Below are 24,915 nucleotides of genomic sequence, written 5' to 3'. Positions count from 1 at the left end.
GAACTTTGCACTTTCACCATGTTCGTCTATGAGTAGAAATCACTGCTTTGCGGAGGGGGCAATTTTCGCCGAATAAACGAATTGCTGAACCTCTGCCCTCTCTTTATCAACCTCAGCCAAATGCTGTGCCCGAAGTCGCTGGTAAACATCGAACTCTCCCTGGGCCCGATCTTTCTGCCCAGTGTGTACGTAGTCCTGTCCGAGACGATAGTGTGCGTCGGAAAGGTTCGGATTTAGCTTTAGAGCCGCTTCATACTCCGGAATGGATTTGGCATAGTCGCGCTGATCAGCGTACAGATTGCCGAGTTGCAAGTAGGCCTCAGCAAGCTTGGGATCAAGTGTTATTGATCTTTCCAACAAAGACTGGACCTGTTGCAGGTTCAATGTTGGATCTTCTGCCCGCTTACCCTTCCATAAACTGATCGCATAGTAATAGAGCGCATCTGCATTCTTGGGTTGAAGCTCTGCAAAGCGCCGGAATCTCTGAATTACATCCTCCGCCTGATTCGGCGAACTGTCGTAGGCCTTCGATAAGAAAAGATAGCAACGGGGATCAGAGGGATTCAAATCAGCCGCTTTGAGGAGTGCCTTGACTGCATCGTCATACTTGCCGCGCGAATACAACGCCATTCCCAATCCGATCGACAGTCGAGGCGAGTTAGGATAATGCTGAACTCCCCATGTGAATACATCTATGGCGGGTTCGTAGGTTCGGTGGAGAAGAAGTTCGCTCCCCCAATCGAACAGGTTATCCTCGCTCGGATCCATGTGAGCGGCTGTCTCGTACTCGTTCACCGCCACCACAACTTTTCCGTCCTTCTCTTCGATCTGACCCATTAAGTTATGCAGCTCGCCGGTATTCTTAATCTGTTCAAGACTGTTAACCAATTGCCTCGCATTGTCTAGCTGTCCGGTGAGGAGATATGCCAGTGCCAGATCATAGCCATTGTCGTAGGAAGGACGAGCCTGTTGAGCTTTCTCCAGGAGAGGAATCGCGTCTGTGATTTTCTTAGACTGGATGTAGAACTCACCGAGGTTATGGTTGGCGTCATAGTCTCGAGGTTCAAGATCGAGTGCCTTCCGAAACTGCTCCTCCGCCAACTCAGGCTTTCCTGAATGGAGTAGAGCGGTGGCCAGGTTTGTTCTTGCGAGCGCCGAATCCGGTTTCAATCGCGTCGCAATTTGGAGCTGTTCAGCTGCTTTTGCATCTTCCGACAGTCCGGCGTAGACCAATCCCAGAAGTTCGTGAACCTCGAAGTTCTTCTGGCTATACGGCAACAGGCTCTCAAGTTGCGTCGCGGCATCCGCCAGGTGCCCAGCGTTATATTGGGCGACCGCTGATTGAAACTGCCGATCCAACGCTTGATTCTGGGATTGGTTTTGCGTGTCCTGACCTGCGGCCAACAGCGCGTAAATCAGGAAAGAACCCAAAACCATCCATTGAGACCAAGGCCTTTTGCTCACAGCCCACCCTTGTTGTCACCGCGTGAGCGAAGTGCTACGCAGAAGAACACCCCGAACTGGCGTCCCGATGAGGCGCGCCTTCTTCGGGGTGTTTTCATCTTAGCCTAGTAATACAGCTTCAAAGCAAATTGTATCTGTCTCGGATCATAGGGAGCATCGCGAGTCGATCCGATTTCGCCAAAATTGGAATTGTTGAAGTTGGTCGAGTTGGAAATCGACACGACGCCGTTGCCACCGAATCCGGGCGCATTGAAATTCGGGTGGTTGAAGATGTTGAAGAACTCAGCCCGGAACTCCATGTTGAAGCGTTCGTTAATCGGAATTCTCTTGAATGTGGAGAAATCGAGCCGATGGAACCCCGGTCCCGTGGTCGTCGTCGGACGGTAACCCAAAGCTCCCAAACCAGTCAAAGGAATGCATCCGGCTGGTGAATCTGGAATAGGACTAAGATCGGATCCCAACTGGCAGGGTTGTTGGAAGGCTTGTGGATTACCGAACCAACTCTGTTTTCCGTTCGAATCGGTATGCAGTCCTAGCTTTGCACTCTGTCCTTTGACAATCACATCATAACAGCCTGAACCAGCAACTGTTCCAGTGGGGCACCCCAAGGTGATTGGCTGGCCACCCTGAAGTGTGGTAATCCATTGTGTGGTCCACCCTCCAACCACTGCGTTCACCAGCCTCCCTGAGTCGTGCATGAAGCGCTTGCCAGTGCCGAATGGCAGCTCGTATCCACCACTGAAATGGAATACGTTGGTGATGTTGAAAGAGGCCAATCCCCAATCTCCACGGACACCAAAGGCCGGGATATCCACTGCTCGGCCGTTCTGCGCGCTGCCACCATTTAGCAAGTCGCCGGCGTCCGTAAAGGTCTTCGAGAAGGTGTACGTAAAGAGGAAATTCAGTCCATTTGACAACTGCTCTTCCAATTTCGTCTGCAGGCCATTGTAAATGCTGGCGCCAATCATTCGCCCGGACGAACTGCCCGAGAAATCCGGAAACGGTCTTGTACCTGTGGTACCACCACCGACAACACCATTGGTGCTCGCGTCGTGCGGCAGCAGTGCAGTAACGTTATTGGCGCCAAGATTCATCTGAAGATTATTCGCGTCCGTAAGCACGTAGCCGATCTGCGCCGCCAGCGAACGGGTAATCGCATATTGGAAAGAGAGATTAGCGGCAAGTGTTCTGGGAGTTACGAACTTGAACTGAAGTCCCTGCAGTCCCAAGTTGGATGCGTTCACATTCAATGGCGTAAATCCAATGCAGGAGAAACCGGACTCAAGAGTCGCGGTTCCGCCGTAACCTGCGGTCCCACCCGAGCACGAGCTAAATGGAGTGCCGTAGCTTACAGGTGCAACTGTGCTTAAACCGGGAGCAGCATTGGTAGGAACCTTGGGAACATAGTTGAAGTTGTACACAAACGGATAGTTCTCACCGATGTTAGGCCCATATCCCTGATTCTCGAAGGCGTTGTAAAAGAAGCCAAACCCGCCACGCACCACCAGCTTCGGGTCCACTTGGTATGCAAAGCCGACCCGTGGCGAAAAGTTATTGTATTGGGGTTTGAGCAATCCCTGGCCATACCTGTCGGTCTGTAATAGCGTGATATTGTCTTTTGCCAAGAGATCAAGAAAGCCCTGACCGTTGAGCGACGGATTGTTTGCAGTGGACGACAGTGATCGATCATCTTTTCCGCTTGCTGGAATGATGAATGTCGGAGTGCCATTTGGCGGGCCGTTATTCCATACGAAGTTGGCCTGGCCTCCATTCGTTTCGTTGATCGGGCCAAAGTAATCCCAGCGTATTCCTGCATTGAGCGTGAACTTGGAATTTACCTTCCAGTCGTCCTGGATGTAAGCGGCGAAATACATTCGCTCGTCATAGGTCTTGTTGATGTTGGAGGCCTGCACTTGGTCAGACCCGCCTGAAACGATACCGCCAGGAACTGTAGGCGCAACTGGCGGCAGAAGGAACTGCGCGATGCCTGTGGTGCTGCTGTTGTTACTCGGAACATCCGTAAAGTTGCCGTTGTAGTCCCACTGGCCATGCGAATAGGCCGGCTGTAAAGTATTGAACCTTACGTGCTGATATTCAATACCTACTTTGAAGCTGTGGGCCTGGTAGACCTTGGAGAAGTCATCAACGACCTGGGTGGCCTGTGTAGTTTCGTCCGATGGCAAGAAGTTGTTGCTGCCCAGCGTCGAGAGGCCGCCAAATGAATAGGCGGGGAGGCCGCCGTTGTTATCCGTCTGTGGAATATCCGGAATTCCAAATTGCTTGGGGATACCATAGTTGCTGCCCTCAGGACCGAAACGCGAGGTGTGCAGGTGGCTCCATCCAAAACGCGCCACATTGACGGTGCTGGGGGAAAACACGTGCGTATACGCAGACACGCCCTGGAAGGATTTCGCAGTCTGGTCGCCCTCCTGGAAGCCGCCGCCATCCGCAATGCCCCCAAAAGGCCCCGGAATATACTGCGGGTTATCCCAATAACTGACACGCGCAAACACCTGATCTTTTTCCGACGGATTGAAATCGGCCCGGACGTCAAACTGGTTGTTATGCTGGTAGAGATTGGGACTGTCCGCAAAGTTTGACGTGACTCCGCCGCTGGTCGGCAGCGGGAAAAGGTTCAACAGCGCGACAGCATTCGGATCGATCCGGTTGCCAGGAATTTGATTCAATTGCGGGCAGCTGGCGAGAGAAATAGTCGGGCCGGTGCAGCTCGAGAGGCCGAACGGGTCGCGAACCCAGCCGCCGCCGGGCGCTGGGCGCGTGGTCGCCGGATCGAGCACTGTGCCGACCGGGATCGATCGTCCCAGAGCGTCGGTTCGCGGCGCACTCGAGGCATTTGCGGTAATTAACTCGGAGAGATTTGAGTAACCGCTGTTGCGCTCCAAAACGGTCGGCACGCTGACTCCAGACTGAGTATTGCCTTGCACATGCCGAAAACCCTGATAGTCGCCAAAGTAAAAGATCTTGTTCTTGATGATGGGACCGCCGATGGAAGCTCCGAACTGGTTCCAGCGCAACTCGCCTTTCTTGACGCCGTTGTTGTTCTCAAACCAGTCAGCCGCGTCGAGCACATCGTTGCGGAAAAACTCCCAGACCGCGCCGTGGATACTGTTCGTGCCGGACTTGACAGTGGCATTGAGGACGGCACCCGCGGCGCGGCCCAGTTCAGCGCTGTAGTCGGAAGTCTGGACTTTGAACTCCGCGATCGCATCTGGCGGAGGAAGCACGACAAAGTTTGTTCCGTTCAGGAAATCGACGTTGTCAGAATTGTTATCAATGCCGTCAAGCAAGTAATTGTTCTGGGCTGGACGCAGGCCGTTCGCGGAAAATGCGCCGTTAGCAGCATTGCCGCGAGTGTCCGCCTGTGGAGTGTTTACACCGGCACTGAGCTGCGCCAGAAAAGTAAAGTTGCGTCCATTCAACGGAAGATTGTTTACACTCTGTCCATTGACGACTTGTCCGACCGACGCATCCTCGGTCTGCAACTGCGGCGGTGCGGCAGTCACTTCAACCGTTTGAGTTGTGGCGCCAGCCTTCAGCTCAACGTTTACCCGCAGGTTCTGGCTCACAGCCACCTGCAAATTCTGCTGGGTCGTCGTTGAGAAACCGGCAGCACTCACGGACACGGAATAATGCCCGATTCTGACCGGCGTAAATGTGTATATACCGCTGCTGTTTGTAGTGGTTACGAGCGACAGACCCACGTCCGTATTGAGCAGCGTCACCGTCGCATTCGGGACAACTGCGCCCGTTGAGTCCTGAACGACCCCGGTGATTGATCCTTCATCTACCTGCCCGAAACCGCTTGGGGTCTGGATCAGAAGAAAGCAAAGGCATGCAATGGTTATGCAGCCCAAAGACCTGAACAGACTGAGAGTATTCCGACGAAAGGCCATCCCAAAACCTCCGCTTTCCTGCGCACAATCTGTGCGCAGTGGAGAAAACAAATCTGCACTAACTCAATGAGGTAACCGCTTACATTGAACTTGCGCGGCAATCTAATACCTGCAAATATGCTTTGTCAAACAAAAAGTAGGTGGTCAGTCTCCACCTAAAGATGGAGGCTGATTTTCAGGCGTCATGAACCGTGTCTCTGGACACGTAAGCACAATTGGTCAAGGTGGGTTTGGGTTGAATTTGCAAGATGCTACGATGCTTTTGACGGGATGCAAAGACTTGATGGTCACTTCTGAAAACGCTGTGACGGAAAACTCTGAGGGATGTTGAGTCGTAAAAAGCCTGACCAATTTTTTTCCCGCCGGGCGTTTCTTAAAAAGATGGGCTTGGCTCCTGTCCTTTTTCATCCGGCGCCTTTTCACCGGCTGCCGTTTATATTTCCGCCTGCCCTAGACCAGCATCCGCATTTGCCCCTCGCGGATTTTCGCTTAAAACCAACCTACCCGACGAAATCTCCTCTTGAAGATGTGTTAAAGCGCGTTGCTCCCGGTTCGGATGAGTACGTCACGGAAAAGTATGCGTTTGAAATCGAGTCGATGCTCGATCAATGGAGCGAATCTTTAAGAAAGTCAGCTCATGACTTCTCATCTTTGGCAAAATTTCTTAGCCCTTCCATTGTGGCAACTCCTTTCTCCTCCGGGAAAGATCGCTCACTGCGTACGGGCCAAGGAATCGAGGTAACCAGACAACAATTTGGCGAGAGCGCTGTGCTTTCACAGGAACGATTCCTGAAAGAATGGCATGACTATCTGGAGCCAGCCGTCAATGTAGAAACGGCAGAATTCCAAATTGTCGGTATTGAAGAACTCGCGAATAATCCGCTGACGCTGCGCCTGGATATCCGGTATGACCTGGTCATGAAACATGATGACCGTCACGAAGAACGAGTCGGTCACTGGAAGACAGAATGGTCGCGCAATGTCTCCAGTGCATGGAAGGCTCAAAGGTGGGAAGCTACCGAAGAAACACGCGCCGTGGCGCACTCCCCTGCATTCATCGATATCACTCATCAAGCGCTAGGGGCGACGGAATCATACAAAGAACAATTGCTTCATGGCTCTGACTATTGGCGCACTGTTCTTGATGCCGCAAGCGGCATCGATGTGTACGGGAACAACGGCGTAGTGGCAGGCGATTTCGACAATGACGGATTCGACGATCTCTACATTTGCCAGCCTGCTGGTCTCCCAAACCGCCTTTATCGCAATCGTGGAGACGGAAGTTTCGAAGATGTAACAGAAAGAGCCGGCGTCGGAGTGCTCGATAATAGTGCCTGTGCCCTGTTCGCTGATTTTGAGAACAAGGGGCTTCAGGATCTTCTGGTAGTTTGCGGCAGTGGTCCTTTACTCTTCAGCAACCAGGGAAACGGAAAATTCTCGCTGAAGGCTGACGCCTTTAAGTTCGCGCAAACTCCCCAAGGGACATTTACGCACGCGGCCATAGCCGATTACGATTGCGATGGGCATCTTGACATCTACTTTTGTGTATATAGCTACTACCTTGGCTTAGACCAATATCACTATCCGGTTCCCTATTTCGATGCGCGCAACGGACCTCCGAATTTCTTGTTCCACAATGAAGGAAATGCGACATTCGCAGATAAAACTGAATCGGCTGGGTTGAACGCCAACAACAATCGCTATAGCTTTGCCTGCGCCTGGGGTAATTCCAACTCCAAGGGATTTCCCGATCTCTATGTAGCGAATGATTTCGGACGAGGCAATCTATATCGCAATAACGGCGATGGGACCTTCACTGACACTTCTACGGACGCGCACGTGGAAGACGTTGGCGCAGGGATGAGTGCATGTTGGTCTGATTTCGATAATGATGGGAACCAAGATATATACGCTGCGAACATGTGGTCAGCGGCCGGACAGCGCGTCTCGGAACAAAAGATCTTCCATCAAAATGCAAAGGATGAAATTCGAGCACTTTACGCGCGCCATGCGCGTGGTAATTCCCTTTATCGAAATCAGGGAGATGGGAAGTTCCAAAACACCAGTTGGCAGTCTGGAGTTGGGATGGGTCGCTGGTCCTGGTGCTCCGATTTCTGGGACCTCGACCACGATGGCTATCCCGACCTCTATATCGCGAATGGATATATTTCCGGACCGGAGCGCAACGACTTCAGCAGTTTCTTTTGGCGGCAGGTGGTGGGAAAGTCTCCCGAAGACAACACCCCATCCCAAGCTTACGAACTGGGGTGGAACGCGCTGAACGAACTGATCCGATCGGACAGTTCATGGAGCGGGTACGAAAGAAATGTGGTGTTTGCGAACAATCGCGATGGCACATTCTCTGAAGCTTCAGGCGCCATCGGCTTGGACTTTCTCGAAGATAGTCGATCGTTTGCACTGGCGGACATTGACCACGATGGGTGTCAGGAGATCATCCTTAAGAACCGAAACTCGCCGCAGATACGAATTTTGCGAAATGCGATGAAGGACATCGGACATGCCATCACCTTCCGTCTTCGGGGAACGCGGAGCAATCGCGATGGCATCGGAACCGAAATCACTGTAGATGCTGGACCGCTTCATCAGACAAAATATCTGCAGGCGGGATCCGGCTTTCTGGCCCAGCACTCGAAAGAAGTTTTTTTCGGAGTTGGAAGTTTGGATGGCCCGGTTCAGGCTTATATTCGCTGGCCCAGTGGATTCACCCAGGAATTCAAGGACCTCCCTCTCAATCACCGCATCGAGATCGAGGAAGAATCGGCGACGTTCACTGCCAAGCCCTTTGCTGCACGACCTGCTTCCTACGCAGATCCAGGGCCACAGCTGCCACTAGAGATCCTGCCATCCGTGGCAGATGCCTGGCTTATCGATCCACTAAAAGCACCTGACTTTTCCCTTCCAGATCTCGCAGGGAATGTGCGAGATCTTCGCTCATTCTCTGACGACCCAATACTTCTGAACTTCTGGGCTATAAAGGCTCGAGGGTCCATGGACGAACTGAAGCGCCTTCAACAGCATCGGTCAGCGTTTGCTGCTAACAAGCTGAGTCTCTTGGCGATCAACGTCGATGAAGCGACGGATATGCAAACAGCAAAATTGTCCGTGAGCCAACTGGGACTTTCTTTTCGTATTCTCTTTGCGACGGCGGAGGTGGCTGGAATCTACAACATCATCTATCGATATTTGTTCGATCGGCGAAGAGATCTAGCTATTCCAACATCATTCCTCCTGGACAAGGACCGCATGATCGTCAAGGTTTACCAAGGTAGGATTGATCCACAACGAGTGTTGGAGGACGTTAAATCCATCCCGATCACAGCTGCCGATCGCATGCAAAAGGGGCTTCCTTTCAATGGTGTACTCTATCAGGACGCTTTCCAGCGTAACGACTTTACCTATGGAGTTGCGTTTTTCCAACATGGTTATCTCGACGCAGCAGCTTCCTCCTTTGAACAGGTCATCGCCCAGAAACCGAATGATCCGGAAGCCTACTACAATTTGGGCACGCTTTACTTGCGCAGAAATAACCTCCAACAGGCGCGTCAATATCTGGAGCAAACAGTAAGACTGCGCTCGGATTATCCAGAGGCTTGGAACAATCTCGGGATGATTGCAGCTCAACAGGGACAACCGGAGGAAGCAATACGAAACTTTCAGCAGTCGCTGGACCAGAGGCCAAATTTCGCCATAGCTCTTCTGAATCTAGGGAATCTCTACCGCAGACAGGGCATGTTTGATAAAGCGCAGGCCCTTCTGAATCGCGCTTTTCAAATTCAGCCTGACGATCCTGAAGTGAACTACAGCCTTGGAATGCTTTGTGCTCAGCAGGGACAGATGCAGTCCGCTGTGGATTATCTTGAGAAGGCTATCGTACTGCGTCCGGACTATCCTGAAGCCTTGAACAATCTTGGCGTTATCTTTGTTCGTAGCAAGGATTACGCGAAGGCTGAGGAGCAATTCAAAACCTGTATCCGAGTGGCTCCAAACTTCGATCAGTCATATCTCAATCTTGCCCGTGTCTACGTGATACAGCACGATAAGGAGAAAGCCCGGCAAGTGCTGCTCGAATTACTCAGGCTGCAGCCTCAACATCAGGGAGCGCAGCAGGCCCTCGAAATGCTAAAATCGCTACCTTAATGGGCCTTTGGATGACCTCGCAGATAAAGAATTACACATTGGAACTTCCCTCCATTGCCAATGAACCTATGCCGATGGCGAGTTGTCAGCAGTTACAGATGGCTTTGGCGCTTGCAGATCGAACTCTCTGAAAAAATGGGATTGCTATTGCCGGTACTCCGGGGTCAATCACAGGAACTCATGCGCTGTGTGGCAGTTCTCCTTTTAGCTCTGCCGTGGGCTTCTATTTCGGGTCAGACTTCCGCGCCATCGTCTACAAAGACGCAAGAAGCTCCCATTCCGGTTCATTTCACAGACGTACGAAAGGCCGCCGGGATCACGTTTGTTCAGGACTCTACGCAATCAGATCAAAAATATTACCTGGAAACGATGGGTACGGGTCTTGGATGGATTGACTACGATCAGGATGGATTAATGGATCTGTATTTCGTCCAGTCCGCACCCACCGACATTTACAAGCCGTCTCATCCGTTGCGCTCGGCACTTTATCGCAATAACGGAGACGGGACATTTACTGACGTCACGGAAAAGGCGGGTGTTGGTGGTGAAGGACATTATGGTCAAGGCGTTGCTGTCGGAGATTTCGACAACGATGGGTACCCCGACCTCTACATAACCGGGTATGGTCGAGCCATTCTGTATCACAACAATGGAAACGGCACATTCACCGATGTCACAGCCAGAGCGGGAGTCGCTGATGAAGGTGGTTGGTCAACAAGCGCAGGATGGTTTGACTATGACAAAGACGGATATTTAGATCTCGTCGTCACCAACTACATTGAGTGGAACCCGAAAAACAATCTTTGGTGCGGTGAGCGTGGCCCCGGCTACCGCTCCTACTGCAATCCTAATAACTATAAGGGGCAAAAGACCAAGCTCTATCACAATAACCACGACGGCACCTTTACAGACGTCAGTGACAAATCCGGAGTAGGCATTCCGGAATCAAAAGGTATGGGAGTGGTTCTCGCAGATTTCAACAACGACGGCTGGCCCGACATCGCCGTTGCCAATGACACTTGGCCAAATTTTCTCTTCCTGAATAATCATGATGGAACCTTCAAAGATGTCTCCCTACTCTCAGGAATAGCGGTAAGTGAAGACGGACGGTATGAAGCCGGGATGGGCATCGATGCGGCGGACGTGGACGGCGATGGCTGGCTCGATGTATATATCACCCACCTTGATCTTGAGTTGAATCGGCTCTATCACAATAACGGAGACGGCACCTTCACCGATGACACTTATAACTGCGGAATTGGCCAGAAGGCAGTACTACTGAGCGGCGTAGCAGCCAAATTCATCGACTACGATAACGACGGCTGGCCCGACATTTTGCAATTGAACGGAGCCATGCTCGACAATGTGAGCCTGTATCACAGCGAAGTCTCTTACAAAGAACCGCTGTTGATGTTCCGCAATACTGGCAAAGGCCGCTTTGAAAAGACTTCAGACATGTTAGGCGCCGACTTCATCCGTCCTGTAGCAGGACGCGGCCTCGCTACTGCGGACTACGACAACGACGGAGACATCGACATCGCAGTTAACGCACGTGGCGAGGCTCCGGAATTGCTACGCAACGATGGAGGCAACGCCAATCACTGGTTGGAAGTTTTGTTGATTGGAACAAAATCCAATCGTGATGGCATCGGCTCTGTTCTAAAGCTAACCTCGGAAGGGGTGACTCACATGGAGCAGTCTAAGGGCGGAATGAGTTACATGTCGGCCAGCGATCCGCGCATACATTTCGGCCTGGGTAGGCGCTCCAAGATTGAATCTCTCGTCATTACCTGGCCCAGCGGCCACATCGACAAGCTGACCAATGTGCCAATCGACACAATCATTGCCGTCAAAGAAGGCGCAGGAATTGTTCCGCATCCATTCCCGAAATTTACAAATCGATGAGAACAGCGCAACTTTCAGACCATCATCGAATCTCGCAAAAATTGGCTCTCTATAATCTCAAGCGATATCTATGAATTTTCCCCGGCGACGATTTCTCGGTTCATCTTTCTTCCTGCTCGGCGGCACGCTGCTCGATATTCTAACAACTCCACTCTGGAAATGGAGAAATCCATCCCTCGTTCAGGCTGCGACGACGAGTTCCTCGTTCCCCGTTCAATATGTCGACGTTGCACAACAAGCCGGGCTCACCACTCCCAACGTATGGGGCGGCATCGATCACAAGCGCTCCATCATTGAAGCGAAAGGGAGTGGTTTGGCTTTCTTCGACTTCGACAATGACGGGTGGCTCGATATCTATCTCACAAATGGAGACCGACTTGATGCAAACTGGCCGCCAGGAAAGGCGCCGACATCTCATCTCTATAAAAATAACCGCGACGGGACCTTTACCGACGTGACTCAGAAATCGGGACTCGGACGTACTGGTTGGCAGACTGGCGTGTGCGTGGGCGATTACGACAACGACGGATGGGATGATCTTTTCTGTTGCTTCTGGGGACACACCGCTCTTTTCCACAACAATGGCGACGGAACGTTCACCGATGTGACTCATAGAGCCGGCCTCTCTCAGGATCAGATCCGTTGGGGTGCCGGCTGCACTTTCCTAGACTACGACCGCGACAGCCATCTCGATCTCTTCGTGTGCAATTACATTAAGCTCGACCCCGGCAGCATTCCATCCCCTAACGACACGAAGTTTTGTCAGTGGAAAGGTGTGCCTACCATGTGTGGCCCGCGCGGACTTCCAGCAGACACCAACATTCTCTACCACAATAATGGCGACGGGACCTTCACCGATGTCTCCGAAAAGTCAGGCATCCTAAAACCAGGTCCGCGATACTCCATCACCGCCGTCTCCTATGATTTTGACAATGATGGATGGCCCGACATTTACGTTGCAGTGGACTCAGAACCTAGCATCCTGTTCAAAAACAATCATGACGGCACCTTTACGGACGTGGCCGTAATGGCAGGTTGCGCCTACAACGACAACGGCCACGAACAGGCTGGTATGGGCGTGGCGGTAGCCGATTATGACTGCGATGGGTGGTTCGATATTTTCAAGACCAACTTCGCCGACGACACTTGCAACCTGTACCACAACAATGGGGACGGGACGTTCAGCGACATGACCTTCGCGGCCGGCGTCGGCATCAACAGTAACTATGTGGCGTGGGGCTGTGGTTTTGTTGATTACGATAACGATGGTTGGCCCGACATCATCCAAATCAACGGCCACGTCTATCCCGAGATCGATCAATACAACTTCGGCCAGACCTACAAAAACCCTCGATTGGTCTATAGAAATCTGGGTAATGGCCGCTTTAAAGATGTTTCTTCAGAAATGGGACCTGGGATCAGTGAGCGGTTCTCTAGTCGCGGCGCAGCCTTCGGAGACTACGACAACGATGGCGACGTGGACGTGTTAATCCTCAACATGAATGACCTGCCGTCTCTTCTACGCAATGATGGCGGCAATAAACAAAATTGGATCAAAATTAAACTCATCGGAACAAAGTGCAATCGCACCGCAATTGGAGCGCGTGTGCGAGTAACCACCGACAAGCACACACAAATGGACGAAGTCCACAGCGGCGCCAGCGTAATGTCGCAGAGCGATCTCCGCCTTCACTTCGGTTTAGGAAAAATCGAGACCGTAGATGTGATTGAAGTGAGGTGGCCAACCACCCAAAGAGTCGAGCGATTCACGAAGATAAAGGCAAATCAGATACTCATAATCAAAGAAGGTGAAGGTATCATCAAGACTCATCAAGCATAAAGCTACTTCTTTAAAAGCGCGTCGATGCCTGCCTGAGCGATCTGCTCATCAATCTCAGACTTGGCGCCGCTGGCAGAAATTCCACCGAGTATCTGGCCATCGACCTTTATCGGCAATCCCCCCTGATTAGGAAAGAATTCCGGAAAGGACATCGCTTCGACGCTACCGCTTTTTACAGTGTCCGCTCCATTCTTTGACGGATTGCCGTAGAACGCCGCATGCCGTGCTTTCTTTTGCGCAAACTGGATCGTATTGAGCGAGGCAGTCTCGCCCTTTTCCAGAAAAAGCAGATTTCCGCTCTCGTCCACAACGCAGATCGTCACGGAAACATTCAGTTCCTTGGCCTTCTCTTCAGCCGCAGCAACCATCATTTTGATATTGGCAAGGTTCAAATATTTCTTGCTAGGGAGATCGCTGGCGAACATCGTCATAACTGGGAAAAGTATCACAGCTAGAAGCTTAAGCATGAAATTCTCCTGTTAATTTTCTTTTGCAGTTGCGTCGCAATCTCCGCGACTCAGTGAACCGTCGGCCTTCCCTGTAGCACGACTAGAAACTGCTTAACTTCCTGGCGCTGTCGTTCGATTGCAGCAGACTGGGCCTTCTCGATCTCATCGTGCAGCTGGAATTCCTGCTTCGCCTTTGCAGACTCTCCCCTTCGTTCATACACTACACCCAGCCTGTAGTGCGCCTCGCTTAGCTGCGGATCCACCTCGATTGCCTTGATATACGAGCTAATCGCTTTGTCAGAATCCCTCTCATCTGCGTAGAGGTTCCCGAGTTGAAGGTAAGCTTCACCATATTTAGGATCAGCGATCACTGCCTTGGTGAGCGAACTCTCTACCTGTTGCATCTTTTGTGAATTTTCTGTGCCCTTTTGTTGCTTCCAGATCGCCATCGCATAGTAATAATTCGCGCGGGCGTCGTCCGGCGTTTCCTCTAGAAACTGCTTTAGCTTAGTCTCAGCACACGGCAGTGGCGAAGGCGCAGCAATATCAATCTTGCCCAGAAATATGTAAGGAGCAGGATCAGCAGGATTCAAGTCAGAGGCCTCACAAAGACGGCGAGCCGCTTCATCATAAAGAGCACTGGCGAAAAGAGCCGCACCCAGCGCAGCTAGCATCCTGGCCGACTTAGGATGTATCTCACTTCCCTTTTTGAAAACCTCAGCCGCAGGCCATACCGCCCGATGCAACAACAACTCCGAACCCCATGCAAAGTAATTTTGCTCGCTTGGATCCAGACGAGCGGCTTGTTCGTACTCCCGAACAGATTCCAGGGAGTCTCCCATAGTTTCATCCAAATCGCCCAACGCACGATGAAGGCCAGCATTATCTTCATGATTGAACAAGTTCTGAATGTGTTCTCTGGCCTGCGAGAAATCGCCAGCTTCTTTATAGGCAAGCGCCAGGTCAAATTCGTTGTCATGATTCGCAGGATTAATGTTGTACGCAGTCTCTAGTAACGGAATCGCTTCGCGGTAGCTTTTTGCTTGCAGGCAGAATTCACCAAGTTGATGGTTCGCTTCGAAACTGTGCGGAGAGGCAGCAAGAGCCGCGCGCAACTTCGCTTCAGCTTCCTTGTCAGCTGACATCACAGAAGTATTGAATGTTCCATGACCAGCACTCTCGGGCATTAGTGTTGTGGTTTCGCGAGCGAGCGCCTCGCTGGTTCTAAGGCTTGCATCTGAGCCGTGCCCACCGACTGCAGTCCAATCTGTGATTCCTGCAACGGTGAAATTCGGCTTGTCTGCGAAGGCCATCCCTTCGCTGGAGGGTGACGATGACAATTGGCTTGAACCAAGTACTAGTTGAATACTCTCTTGTGCTGTTGGAGATGCAATGGCGGCGACGACAGAACTATGCTGTCCGGATTTCTCCGCACTTACTTGATAGGTTCCGGATCGAATCCCAGAAAATACAAAAGCTCCATCCGAAGTCGTCGTCGCCACAGTATCCGGGTTTCCTTTTTGTTCCAGCCGCACCCGAGCCGCACCAACAGGCCTACCCGCCGAGTCCAGAACAGTCCCATGAATTGAAGCTTCTTGCAGCTGATGCGAAGGAGCGCCCTGCGCACCAGCAACTCCGTCCAAGAAACTCGCCAAGGCCGCGAGAATTATGACCAGACGCCATAGCCTCGCGGCTCCTTTGATTCTTTCTGAGCGGGATCGTAGCCTGTAGAAAGCTTTCATTGCTCGACGCGAAGTGCTTGCTGCGTGTGCATTTTACTCTGTCACCGTCTTGGTAGAAGCGTCTGCATTACCCCGCATTCTCGCAATGGCTGCTCTAGCTGTCTCACGCAAGCTTTATCGTATCCGGATTCCACTGCACCACGGCGCCGCGCTCCATACTGAGATTGCTTAGAAGCGCAGCTCCAGCTGCACGGTACCCAAATACAGCATCTTCGACCACAGGTTGCCGCGTGCGGACGGCGTTGAAGAAGTTCTTGAAATGATCGTAACTGTCACTGTATCCATGTGGCGCCACATACTTTTCGTAACCCATTGAAGGCGCCCCTGAGGGATGAACAGGCGGGTATTTTGCCTTGTATTCTTCGAGGATTTGTTTCTGCATTGCTTCTGTGAACGTCTCGATGGTATAGCCAGGCTCCTTCTCGCGAGGAACTCGGTTTACGCTGACCGTGTTGCCGGCAATCTCCATCGTTCCCTCTGAGCCGGTAAAGATCAGCCCCTCGCTTTCTTCACCACCATCCACGAAGTTCACGTGCAGACTCAGGTTGAATCCTTCCCTGTAATCAAACAAACCCAGCATCACGTCTGGCACGTCGCGGCCGTCTTTCCAGAAACGCAAGCCCCCTGTAGCCATCGCACGCGTGGGCCCGTGCGTGCCTGTGATGAAATGGGTTCCACTAAAGAGGTGAACGAAAAGATCGCCAGCAACGCCGCTTCCGTAATCCCTCCACTTTCTCCACTGAAAGAAACGTTCGGCATTGAAAGGGATTTTCGGGGCTGTACCCAAGAAACGCGGCCAATCGCATGTTTCAGTTGAAGCGTCCAGGGGGACCGTGTAGTTCCAAGCTCCCATCGATGAATTGCGGTCCCAACGCGCTGTAACCATATTCAGTTGTCCAATGGCGCCCGCAGCAAGTAGTTCTTTGGCCTTCGCATAGATGATCGAGCTCACGCGCTGGCTTCCGACCTGAAGGATGCGTTTCGTGGCATGCGCTGTCTCTATCATCTCTGGTCCATCCGCGTAAAGATGGATCATCGGCTTCTCACAATAGACATCCTTTCCAGCCTTCATCGCGTCGACCGAAACTTGCTTATGCCAATGATCTGGCGTGCCAACAATCACTGCGTCAATATCCTTGCGCGCCAGAATCTCGGCGTAATCGCGGGTCGTAAAAATGTCCTGCCCCCACAGTTCTTTGCTGTGTTGAAGCCTCCCATCGTAGCAGTCCGCAACAGCCACGAGCTTCACTCCCGGAACCTGAATTGCTGTTTTGGTGTCCCCTTGTCCCTGACCTCCGGCGCCTATCAACGCAATCTGTATATGATCGTTCGTGGCAACTGCCTTCTCCGGTTCAGCTTGAGCCTGCGCCAACATATTTACCTTTGCTCCCATCAGCGTCTCGGCCGTTGCGACTCCCGCAACCTTGAGAAAATTCCTACGATTCAATTCGTGCACAGCAATCCCTCGTATCGTGAAAATATTATTGGTCAATTTGATGAAGAGTACGATGTAACCCGCCTCACGCACCCTGAATAAAAGAATCCGAACCGGTCATTGCTGAGGCGGAGGCCCGTTCTCCTGCTGCACAATCTCACCCTCGCCATCGAAAGGCCACTTCTTATCGAGCAACAGGTCGTCCTCGCGAGATTCGTTTGGTACATGGTTTACTTTTAGATTCTCAAAGAAGTGCACACCTGTCTTCCCCGCAGTAGCGACATCCAGATCACCATCTCCATCCAGATCCTCGACAACGAACTGCGTCCCGCCACCGCCTGTACCATTCACGGATATGGGATAGCGCGTAAATTGCCCAATCTTGCGGTCGATCTTGTAGTAATAGACCACCAGCGGATCATACGACCCCGGATCGTGGCCATTGTGCCCGCGGTAGCGTTTGCCTGTCAGCAACTCGGGGACGCCATCCCCGTCAATATCGACAAGCTTGAGCGCATGACTCTGTGAGAACGACTCGTCGATAACGTGCTTCACCCAATGCCGGCTGGTCCCTTCACCTTGCTGCTCGAGCCAGTAGAGCCCATACCCGTGGCCCTGGCCGTAGATGATATCCATCTTCCCATCATTGTTCACGTCGTAGCCAATAATTGGGAACCCGGCGTCCCCGAGCTGCCAGTCTCCGTGCCATTCCCACTTGTCGTTGTCAGCGTCGATGTTCTTGAACCATCCGAAAGGGGTAAGGAGATCCACCTTGCCGTCTCCATCCACATCCGCCATGCCAATGCCGTGACCGTCCTGTTCTTTGCCACCTACGTGATGAACTTTCGGCTCTAGCTGCGAAAAGTCAACCCACAAGATACCTGAATGGTTATAGTGTGCCAGTGCTAAATCGGGCTTGCCATCGCCATTGAGATCAGCAAAGGCGCCACCTTCCGTGTCATAACTATCTGTGATTTTGTGCTTCTCCCACATCACATCAGGACGCTTCGGATTCTCATACCACCACAATCCATTGAGCATCCAGCCCGCAGTGACAACATCAGGGGCGCCATCATGATTCACGTCGATAGCCCACTCGCCGCAGTCAGAAACAAACTCCCCGAGAATGCCTACCGATCTAAATTGATGGCGCTTCCACTCCCCTCCGGCTGGTCCCGGATTCTCATACCAGTAAGCGCCACTTAGCAGATCAGGCCGTCCATCTCCATTCATGTCGATGGTTGTGATGCCTTCGGCATGGTCTGTCCCCAGGCGATGCGCTAGAAATGTCACCTGGGGAAGGCCAGCAGGACCATCGCCAGGTGTTGGTTTGCGAATCTCTTGCGCCCCACAAATCCAGCTGAAAGCCGTATACATTGACGCAAAGACGAGGCCTGAAAAGTTCATTTTCTTCGGCAAATTGACTCTCCCGGAGCTACGATGTGAATTCGACGTGTGTGATTACTCTACCGTTTCTGAGTTGGTAAGACTTAACCTTTCACAAAAGGGAGATTTTAGAGCATGTCTTCTGTAACAGTCACGCTCCCGCTGGCCTCCGATTTCTGTGCGCCTGGTTCGCGTTTTTTTGCGAACCTTCATGGATAATGATCGACGAGAACATTCGACGGGAGAGTCATGCCATATCAACCAAATCGCCGTAGCTTTCTCATTGCCAGCGGGCTTACTGCTCTTGCCTCAACCAAAGCGTTTGGCGCAAACAACACCATCCGTATAGGGGTCATTGGAGCTGGCGGACGCATGCAGAACCTTCTGGATTGTGCCGACAAGGTTGGCCCTTGCCAAATCGTGGCTGTGAGTGACGTCTATGGACCACATCGCGACGCCGTTAAGGAAAGATCAAATGGGATAGCCACTACGCATCTGGATTACCGTGAGGTTCTTGATAAAGATATCGATGCTGTCATCATTGCCTCGCCGGATCACTGGCATGTACGCATGGCCGTCGACGCACTGTCGGCTGGCAAAGACGTCTACCTGGAAAAACCAGTAACCCATACCATCGAGGAAGGCGCTGCACTTACTCGAGCTGTGCGCTCCGGCAAGCAAATCCTGCAGTGTGGCATGCAACAGAGAAGCTGGACCCACTTCCGCGATGCAGTCGATCTTATCCAGGGAGGAAGCCTTGGGCGCGTCACCCAGGTCAGAACCTACTGGTGGCAGAACTATGGCCTGCACTGGCCGACCAAGCCAGTCGACACTCAGGCTCTCGATTGGAAGCTTTGGCTGGGTGCCGCTCCCGATCAGCCGTTTAGCGAAGAGAAGTTCCATCGCTGGCGTTGGTATTGGGATTTTGGCGGCGGTGCCATGACCGACTTATTCACCCATTGGATAGATGTGGTTCATTGGGCAATGAAGACGGAACAGCCGCGCCAAGCGCAGATCATCGCCGATAAATTCGTGTTTGAGCAATGGGACTGCCCTGACACCCTTCAAGCAGCGTTCCGTTATCCGGGCTTTGATGTCGTGTACGAGGGCATGATGAGCTCCTCTATTGATGATGGAGGACTTGAATTCCGTGGAAACGAAGCTACGCTGAAGATCAACCGCAGCGGATTTGCCGTATATCGCGAAGGTGTGAAGAATGACCAAAATCCCGTTCTCAAGTCAGAAAGCTTCCGCGATGGCACTATTTCGCATATGGAGAACTTTTTCGAATGCGTCCATTCCCGCAAAGAACCGAACGCTCCGGTGGAAACAGGCGTGGCGGCCGCACGTGCCGGACAGATAGGCAATCTTGCCTACCATCGCAATGGCCAGATCTCTTGGCCAACTAAATCGTCGACTTGAGAAATTAACCCGACTTGAACGGAGACTGAATTCCGGCGCCGTTGTGATACCTTGCCTTTACTATTTCCTGAAAAGGTGTTCGCTCTTGCGTAAGAATTTTCGCTGGCTTCACTCGTCAATTTTTGCATTTATTCTTTTCGTTGCAGGCGCTCTAAGCGCACAAACAACTCAAGCGCCGCTCTATCCGAATTATCCTAGCGAGACGCCTGCAACCTTTCAGCCGTCCACCTTCGGCATGGACTTCGAACGCCGCGAAGTCATGATTCCCATGCGTGATGGAGTAAAGCTGCACACAGTCATTCTGGTGCCCCATGGCGCAAAGCACGAAGGCATTCTCTTGACGCGCACTCCGTACAGCGCCAATGCGCTCACAATGAACACACCCAGCGTGCATCTGGCAACCAGTTTGTGGGGCTACGACAATGCAACCGAAACGATCATTGCAGGCGGCTACATCCGTATTGTGCAGGACATTCGCGGAAAATACGGCAGTGAAGGCGACTACGTGATGAATCGTCCGATCCATGGGCCGCTCAATCCGACTCCGGTTGATGAATCAACCGACACCTACGACACGATCGATTGGCTGGTAAAGAACATACCGGAGACGAATGGGAAGGTCGGCGTCCTGGGAATCTCCTATGACGGCTTTCTCTCTCTCATGCCTCTCATTCATCCGCATCCGGCTCTGAAGGTTGCCGTTCCTATGAACCCGATGGTGGACGGCTGGCGTGGCGACGACTGGTTTCATAACGGCGCCTTCCGAGAACAAAACATGCCGTATATCTACGAGCAGACGGCAACCCGCTCGAACGACGCGCACTGGCTCTCCAGCAACTTCGATGATTACGACACCTACATGAATGCGGGGTCGGCAGGCGAGTTGGGCAAGCAACGCAAAATGGATCAGATTGGCTTCTGGACGAAAGTGACCGGGCATCCAGCTTACGACAGTTTCTGGAGCGACCAGGCAGTAGATCGGATTCTCGCTAACGAGCCGACGACTGTGCCGACCATGCTTGTAGCCAGCTTGTGGGACCAGGAAGACATCTACGGCGCTATTGCTGTCTACAAAGCCCTTGAGCCTAAGAACACAAGCAATAACAAGCTGTTTCTCGTCCTGGGTCCCTGGCACCACGGCCAGGAAATCGAAGATGCCAGCTCGCTCGGCGCAATTAATTTCCATAGCGACACTGGACTTTATTTCCGCGAACAAATTCTTGCGCCGTTTCTCGCGCACTACCTGAAGGACGATGCGCCGCCGATGGACACGGCTCCGGTCACTGCATTTGAAACAGGTACGAATAAGTGGGAGCGCCTCCAGGCATGGCCCTCAGGCTGTGCGAATGGTTGCACGCCAAAACCAACGCCGCTTTATCTGCAGGCGGAAGGGAAGCTCGCGTTCACAGCCCCCACAAAGAAAGCAGCATTCGACGAATATATTTCAGATCCAGCTAAACCAGTTCCTTTCCGCGCGCGCCCCAGCCAACCTGTCGGTTATACACCAAACCTGTCATGGGTACGATGGCTTGTGGATGACCAGCGCGAGTTCTCTGGGCGAACCGATGTTCTGACCTTTACCACAGAGACTCTCACTGCACCTGTTAAGATCAGCGGCGAGCCCATTGCGAATCTGTTCGCATCAACCTCCGGAAGCGACGCCGATTGGGTAGTAAAGCTAATCGATGTTTATCCCGATGAAGTTGCTGGCCAGCCTGAGTTAGGAGGCTATCAGTTACCCGTGTCCATGGACATCTTTCGAGGTCGTTATCGCGAGAGTCTCTCCGAGCCCAAGGCGATCCCACCAAATACACCGCTGCAATACAAATTTGCGTTGCCAACCACGAACCACATCTTCGCTGCAGGGCATAAAATCATGGTCCAGGTGCAGTCAAGCTGGTTTCCGCTCTACGACCGAAACCCCCAAACTTTTGTACCGAACATCTTCTTTGCACAGCCTTCGGACTATCAAAAAGCTACGATGCGCATCTATCACTCCCCTACACAGGCAAGCTTTGTAGAGTTGCCGCTTGTAACTGAGCACTGAAGTGCATTCAACTCCAGCGAAGGTGAACTACATACACGTAGAGAAGTGCCAACCCGCCGATCACGCTCGCCAACAGAAGGCTGTGCTTTAGCGTAAAGCGAAAGAGCTTTGATTGGTCGGCGACGGACATCCCCGTCGCAGCGGCGGCAACCGCAATGGTTTGCAGACTAATCATTTTGCCCATCACCCCTCCCGCAGAGTTCGAGGCAGCGAGCAGAACAGGGTCCATGCCGAGACGGCCAGCTGTAATCACTTGTAAGCCCCCGAACAACGCATTCGCCGCGGTATCGGAGCCAGTCAGAAACACGCCAAGCCAGCCCAGAAGAGCGCTGAAGAAAGGAAACACCGCTCCCGTGGCCGAGAACGCCAAACCCAGCGTTGCAGTCGCTCCGGAATAGTTCATCAGGAAGGCCATCGCGAGCACCGAGGTGACCGTTACGGTGGGCAGGAGCAGTGTACGCACAACTGATAAAAGCACGTGCACAAACTTCACGGGGCTCATCCTCAAGCAGATCGCCGAAAGCAAGGTCGCAATCATGCATGATGTGCCCGAAGCAGCAAACCAGTTCAGATTGAAGATCGCAGGGTAAGGCGCAGACCGGGCAACAATCGGCGGCATACGCCAAACGACGTTATGTAGAAATGGCCATGGAATCGCAACACTCACCGAGTTCAGCAGGGTCTGAATCGGTCTATACCCCCACAGAAGAACGCAGACCACCAGCAATACATAAGGCAACCATGCGTAGATTGCCTCGGCCATGCTGTACTCGGAAACATTGCGTTCCAGCAACCCCCTTTTGCGCAAGTATTCGCTCGCATGATCTGTCGTGGGGTGCCAATAGCGCAGGACCACAACCAGCGTGAGCATGGCGGTGAGCGATGCCAGAATGTCAGTTAGCTGCGGCCCGATGAAATTCGACACCACGAACTGCACTGAGGCAAAGGACAAACCTGCTGCCGCGGCGGGAAACCAGATCCCCGCAACACCTCGGAATCCCCACATTGCAACAATCAAATAAGTCGGAAGGACGAGAGAAACTGGGGCGCAAAAGCTGCCTACTGCGGAGCTGAGTTTATCCAGCGCCAGACCTGTGGTTCCCGCCAGCGTCACGACTGGAATGGCGATAGATCCAAACGCAACTGGTGCCGTATTCGCCAGTAGACAAAGAGCCGAGGCAGTGAACGCCGAAAAACCCAGCCCTGTAAGCATCGTCGCAGCAATTGCCACGGGAGTACCGAAGCCAGCCGCACCTTCAAGGAATGCCCCAAACGCAAAAGCAATCAAAAGGGCTTGTAGACGAAGGTCGGGTGTCAATCTGCTGACTGATTGCTTAATGATTTCGAACTTACCCGTCACCTCGGTAACGCGAAACAGCGCGATTGCCCAAAAAACAATCCACGATATGGGAAACAGCCCGAAAGCCGCTCCCTGAAGAGCTGCACTCACCGCTGTCGTAATGGGCATGCGGTATCCTCCAATCGCGAGCGCGAGAGTGATACCGAGACCGGAGAGCCCGGCAATCCACGATGGCCTGCGAAGAACGCCGAGAAGGACTAGTAGGGTAAATATAGGAGTCGCCGCAAGAAGAGCGGAAAAGGCCAGACCTTTCCCAAACAATAAATACGTTTGCGGCCATGCCATGCTTTAGGTTGTCCAGCTGCGTGGATTTGGCGAGTGACAGTGGGCCAATGGTATGTTGCCTATCTCGAAGTGTCAAATTACCGGAAGACCGCTTGAACAAGGACGCTTGTAAAGGCCGCACCGGATGATTATCAAACACCACCAGTCAACTGTAGGACATGGTCAGCCGCGTCAGCCACTTCGCTCCTCCGCCCGGCATAACATGCGGCTCCCGCAACCGCGCGCTGAAAGACGCCTATCATATCCGGCATCTCCGAAAGAACGTGCGGCGTATTCCGCAAGAGGTTCAGCAGAGCCTCGCTTTGAGGAACCGTAGCAACATTCCATTTACCCTCCCGCATATATTCCAGCGAGACAATCCATCCAACTGGTGCGGCAACATCACCAACCGTAGCGTTGTATTCTTCCGCAAGCATAGGGAGTTGCTCTGGACAGCCATTCCGCACGAGCAGTGGGCGCGGATACGGATGCACGTAGCCTCTTGAATCAATAAACGCATACTCATCAGAGAAATAAGTAGCACCACGTCGCAAAAGTTCTGCCACCAGTGACGATTTGCCCGCATGCGTAGCACCCGGTAGCAACAAGGCCCGCTCTCCCAATAAGACCGCGCCCGCATGAACAGCGCGCAGTGTGGTCAGGCGTGGAATCACAGCATCGTCCAATGCCCTGATGAGATCGGGCACCAGATTGATCGCTTGCCCGGATGACGCGACTACAACATTATCCACAGACAAATGAAATTGATCCGCCACCTGTACTATGCGAACAAAGACATCCGCCGGACCCGCGTCATCCATTCGTCTCGACAGCGACGGGAAAACATAACGTTTTAGGACCGAGTAGGCGTCAAGGGACTCAGACGCCACACGCATATTACAGCCAAATGCGGAAACACCGAAACTGTAAGTAATTGACATGAAGACCGCGTGGCAAACAAATTAACTCAATTGTTGATTCTGAAGGACAGCAGTTTAGGAAACAATTGCTCTCCGAAAATCCGCAGACTGATCCACTCGTGATGGAGACATCACAGTTCCCCGCATTCCTTACATTCTTAGGAATGCGGCTTCGGGTCCGGGTCGGGGCGCGGCACAGATCGTGTTTTCTTGGCAAACGCCTGTTGCTCAGCCACTGTCAACGAAACAACCAGCGGCAACGCGGCGGCTGTCAAGGACGCGAGGAACTCGCGCCGCGTCGCCTGCGAGAACGATCCTGTTGCCGTCACCAGCTTGTTCTTCTGCAATTGGAGAATCGCCTCTTCCGCCAATTCCTCGCTTACCCCCGAACCGATCGACTGCCGCATGTTTTCCCTAATCACGGAGAGTGTCGTCGGAGTGCTGCATGCATCCCACGCTGCGCCAGCTGTCGAGTTCAGAGCAAAGACCGTTTCATTCGCACGATCCGTAATGACCTTGGAGCCGTCAGGCAACTGGTTTATCACTAAGCCGTCTGCATTCGCTCGCTCTATGTGCATTTTGGCCTCTCTTCTTGGCATTTCACCAATG

14 protein-coding genes are annotated in these 24,915 nt (G+C 52.6%); 5 read left to right on the top strand and 9 right to left on the bottom strand.

The window, feature by feature from the left end; genetic code table 11:
• Positions 1–39: 39 nt before the first annotated feature.
• Positions 40–1,437 (bottom strand): tetratricopeptide repeat protein, encoded by a 1,398-nt coding sequence (locus H7849_RS07095; RefSeq protein ID WP_186747281.1) that lies wholly within the window; start codon positions 1,435–1,437, stop codon positions 40–42.
• A 131-nt stretch (positions 1,438–1,568) separates the two neighbouring features.
• Complete coding sequence (locus tag H7849_RS07090) at positions 1,569–5,378, bottom strand: TonB-dependent receptor (RefSeq protein ID WP_186745252.1); 3,810 nt, start codon at positions 5,376–5,378, stop codon at positions 1,569–1,571.
• A gap of 528 nt (positions 5,379–5,906) precedes the next feature.
• On the opposite strand from H7849_RS07090, the gene H7849_RS07085 reads away from it, so the two are divergent.
• From H7849_RS07085 to H7849_RS07075, 3 genes are all read left to right on the top strand, one after another.
• Positions 5,907–9,536, top strand: a complete 3,630-nt coding sequence (locus H7849_RS07085; RefSeq protein WP_251106672.1) for an FG-GAP-like repeat-containing protein — start codon at positions 5,907–5,909, stop codon at positions 9,534–9,536.
• A 189-nt stretch (positions 9,537–9,725) separates the two neighbouring features.
• Complete coding sequence (locus H7849_RS07080; RefSeq protein WP_186745250.1) at positions 9,726–11,441, top strand: CRTAC1 family protein; 1,716 nt, start codon at positions 9,726–9,728, stop codon at positions 11,439–11,441.
• A gap of 70 nt (positions 11,442–11,511) precedes the next feature.
• A complete protein-coding gene (locus H7849_RS07075) occupies positions 11,512–13,281 on the top strand; it encodes a CRTAC1 family protein (protein WP_186745249.1) in 1,770 nt (589 codons plus the stop codon).
• A gap of 2 nt (positions 13,282–13,283) precedes the next feature.
• On the opposite strand, the gene H7849_RS07070 is transcribed toward H7849_RS07075, so the two are convergent.
• From H7849_RS07070 to H7849_RS07055, 4 genes are all read right to left on the bottom strand, one after another.
• Entirely contained in the window at positions 13,284–13,748 is a 465-nt protein-coding gene (locus H7849_RS07070; protein WP_186745248.1) for a GlcG/HbpS family heme-binding protein, read from the bottom strand.
• Positions 13,749–13,798: 50 nt separating this feature from the next.
• Positions 13,799–15,472, bottom strand: coding sequence for a tetratricopeptide repeat protein (locus tag H7849_RS07065; protein WP_251106671.1), 1,674 nt, complete (start codon positions 15,470–15,472; stop codon positions 13,799–13,801).
• Between the two features lie 103 nt (positions 15,473–15,575).
• Positions 15,576–16,928 (bottom strand): Gfo/Idh/MocA family protein, encoded by a 1,353-nt coding sequence (locus tag H7849_RS07060; protein ID WP_251106670.1) that lies wholly within the window; start codon positions 16,926–16,928, stop codon positions 15,576–15,578.
• A gap of 96 nt (positions 16,929–17,024) precedes the next feature.
• Positions 17,025–18,326 carry an FG-GAP repeat domain-containing protein gene (locus H7849_RS07055; protein WP_251106669.1) on the bottom strand — a complete coding sequence of 434 codons (1,302 nt, stop codon included), beginning with the start codon at positions 18,324–18,326 and terminating at the stop codon, positions 17,025–17,027.
• Between the two features lie 216 nt (positions 18,327–18,542).
• Between H7849_RS07055 and H7849_RS07050 the strand changes: the two genes are divergently transcribed.
• Together H7849_RS07050 and H7849_RS07045 are read left to right on the top strand one after the other, a co-directional pair.
• Positions 18,543–19,715 (top strand): Gfo/Idh/MocA family protein, encoded by a 1,173-nt coding sequence (locus tag H7849_RS07050; RefSeq protein WP_186745246.1) that lies wholly within the window; start codon positions 18,543–18,545, stop codon positions 19,713–19,715.
• An 85-nt stretch (positions 19,716–19,800) separates the two neighbouring features.
• Complete coding sequence (locus H7849_RS07045) at positions 19,801–21,762, top strand: CocE/NonD family hydrolase (protein ID WP_251106667.1); 1,962 nt, start codon at positions 19,801–19,803, stop codon at positions 21,760–21,762.
• 7 nt (positions 21,763–21,769) lie between these two features.
• Here the strand turns inward: H7849_RS07045 and H7849_RS07040 are convergent, their stop codons facing one another.
• The 3 genes from H7849_RS07040 to H7849_RS07030 all read right to left on the bottom strand — a co-directional run bounded on the left by H7849_RS07040 (position 21,770) and on the right by H7849_RS07030 (position 24,884).
• A complete protein-coding gene (locus H7849_RS07040) occupies positions 21,770–23,407 on the bottom strand; it encodes an L-lactate permease (RefSeq protein ID WP_186745243.1) in 1,638 nt (545 codons plus the stop codon).
• Between the two features lie 131 nt (positions 23,408–23,538).
• On the bottom strand, positions 23,539–24,207 hold the full coding sequence (locus H7849_RS07035; protein ID WP_186745242.1) for a hypothetical protein: 669 nt from the start codon (positions 24,205–24,207) through the stop codon (positions 23,539–23,541).
• 257 nt (positions 24,208–24,464) lie between these two features.
• Positions 24,465–24,884, bottom strand: a complete 420-nt coding sequence (locus H7849_RS07030) for a PqqD family protein (RefSeq protein ID WP_186745241.1) — start codon at positions 24,882–24,884, stop codon at positions 24,465–24,467.
• Positions 24,885–24,915: the final 31 nt, after the last annotated feature.

The sequence above is a fragment of the Alloacidobacterium dinghuense genome, assembly GCF_014274465.1.
Lineage (GTDB): Bacteria > Acidobacteriota > Terriglobia > Terriglobales > Acidobacteriaceae > Alloacidobacterium > Alloacidobacterium dinghuense.
This window is presented reverse-complemented; position numbering and strand designations above follow the sequence as displayed.

What these genes read in the sequence shown, in the direction of transcription:
- H7849_RS07095 (WP_186747281.1), bottom strand. Translation starts at nt 1,437, where the DNA reads ATGGTTTTGGGTTCTTTCCTGATTTACGCGCTGTTGGCCGCAGGTCAG.
- H7849_RS07090 (WP_186745252.1), bottom strand. Translation starts at nt 5,378, where the DNA reads ATGGCCTTTCGTCGGAATACTCTCAGTCTGTTCAGGTCTTTGGGCTGC.
- H7849_RS07075 (WP_186745249.1), top strand. Translation starts at nt 11,512, where the DNA reads ATGAATTTTCCCCGGCGACGATTTCTCGGTTCATCTTTCTTCCTGCTC.
- H7849_RS07070 (WP_186745248.1), bottom strand. Translation starts at nt 13,748, where the DNA reads ATGCTTAAGCTTCTAGCTGTGATACTTTTCCCAGTTATGACGATGTTC.
- H7849_RS07065 (WP_251106671.1), bottom strand. Translation starts at nt 15,472, where the DNA reads ATGAAAGCTTTCTACAGGCTACGATCCCGCTCAGAAAGAATCAAAGGA.
- H7849_RS07050 (WP_186745246.1), top strand. Translation starts at nt 18,543, where the DNA reads ATGCCATATCAACCAAATCGCCGTAGCTTTCTCATTGCCAGCGGGCTT.
- H7849_RS07040 (WP_186745243.1), bottom strand. Translation starts at nt 23,407, where the DNA reads ATGGCATGGCCGCAAACGTATTTATTGTTTGGGAAAGGTCTGGCCTTT.
- H7849_RS07035 (WP_186745242.1), bottom strand. Translation starts at nt 24,207, where the DNA reads ATGGATGACGCGGGTCCGGCGGATGTCTTTGTTCGCATAGTACAGGTG.
- H7849_RS07030 (WP_186745241.1), bottom strand. Translation starts at nt 24,884, where the DNA reads ATGCACATAGAGCGAGCGAATGCAGACGGCTTAGTGATAAACCAGTTG.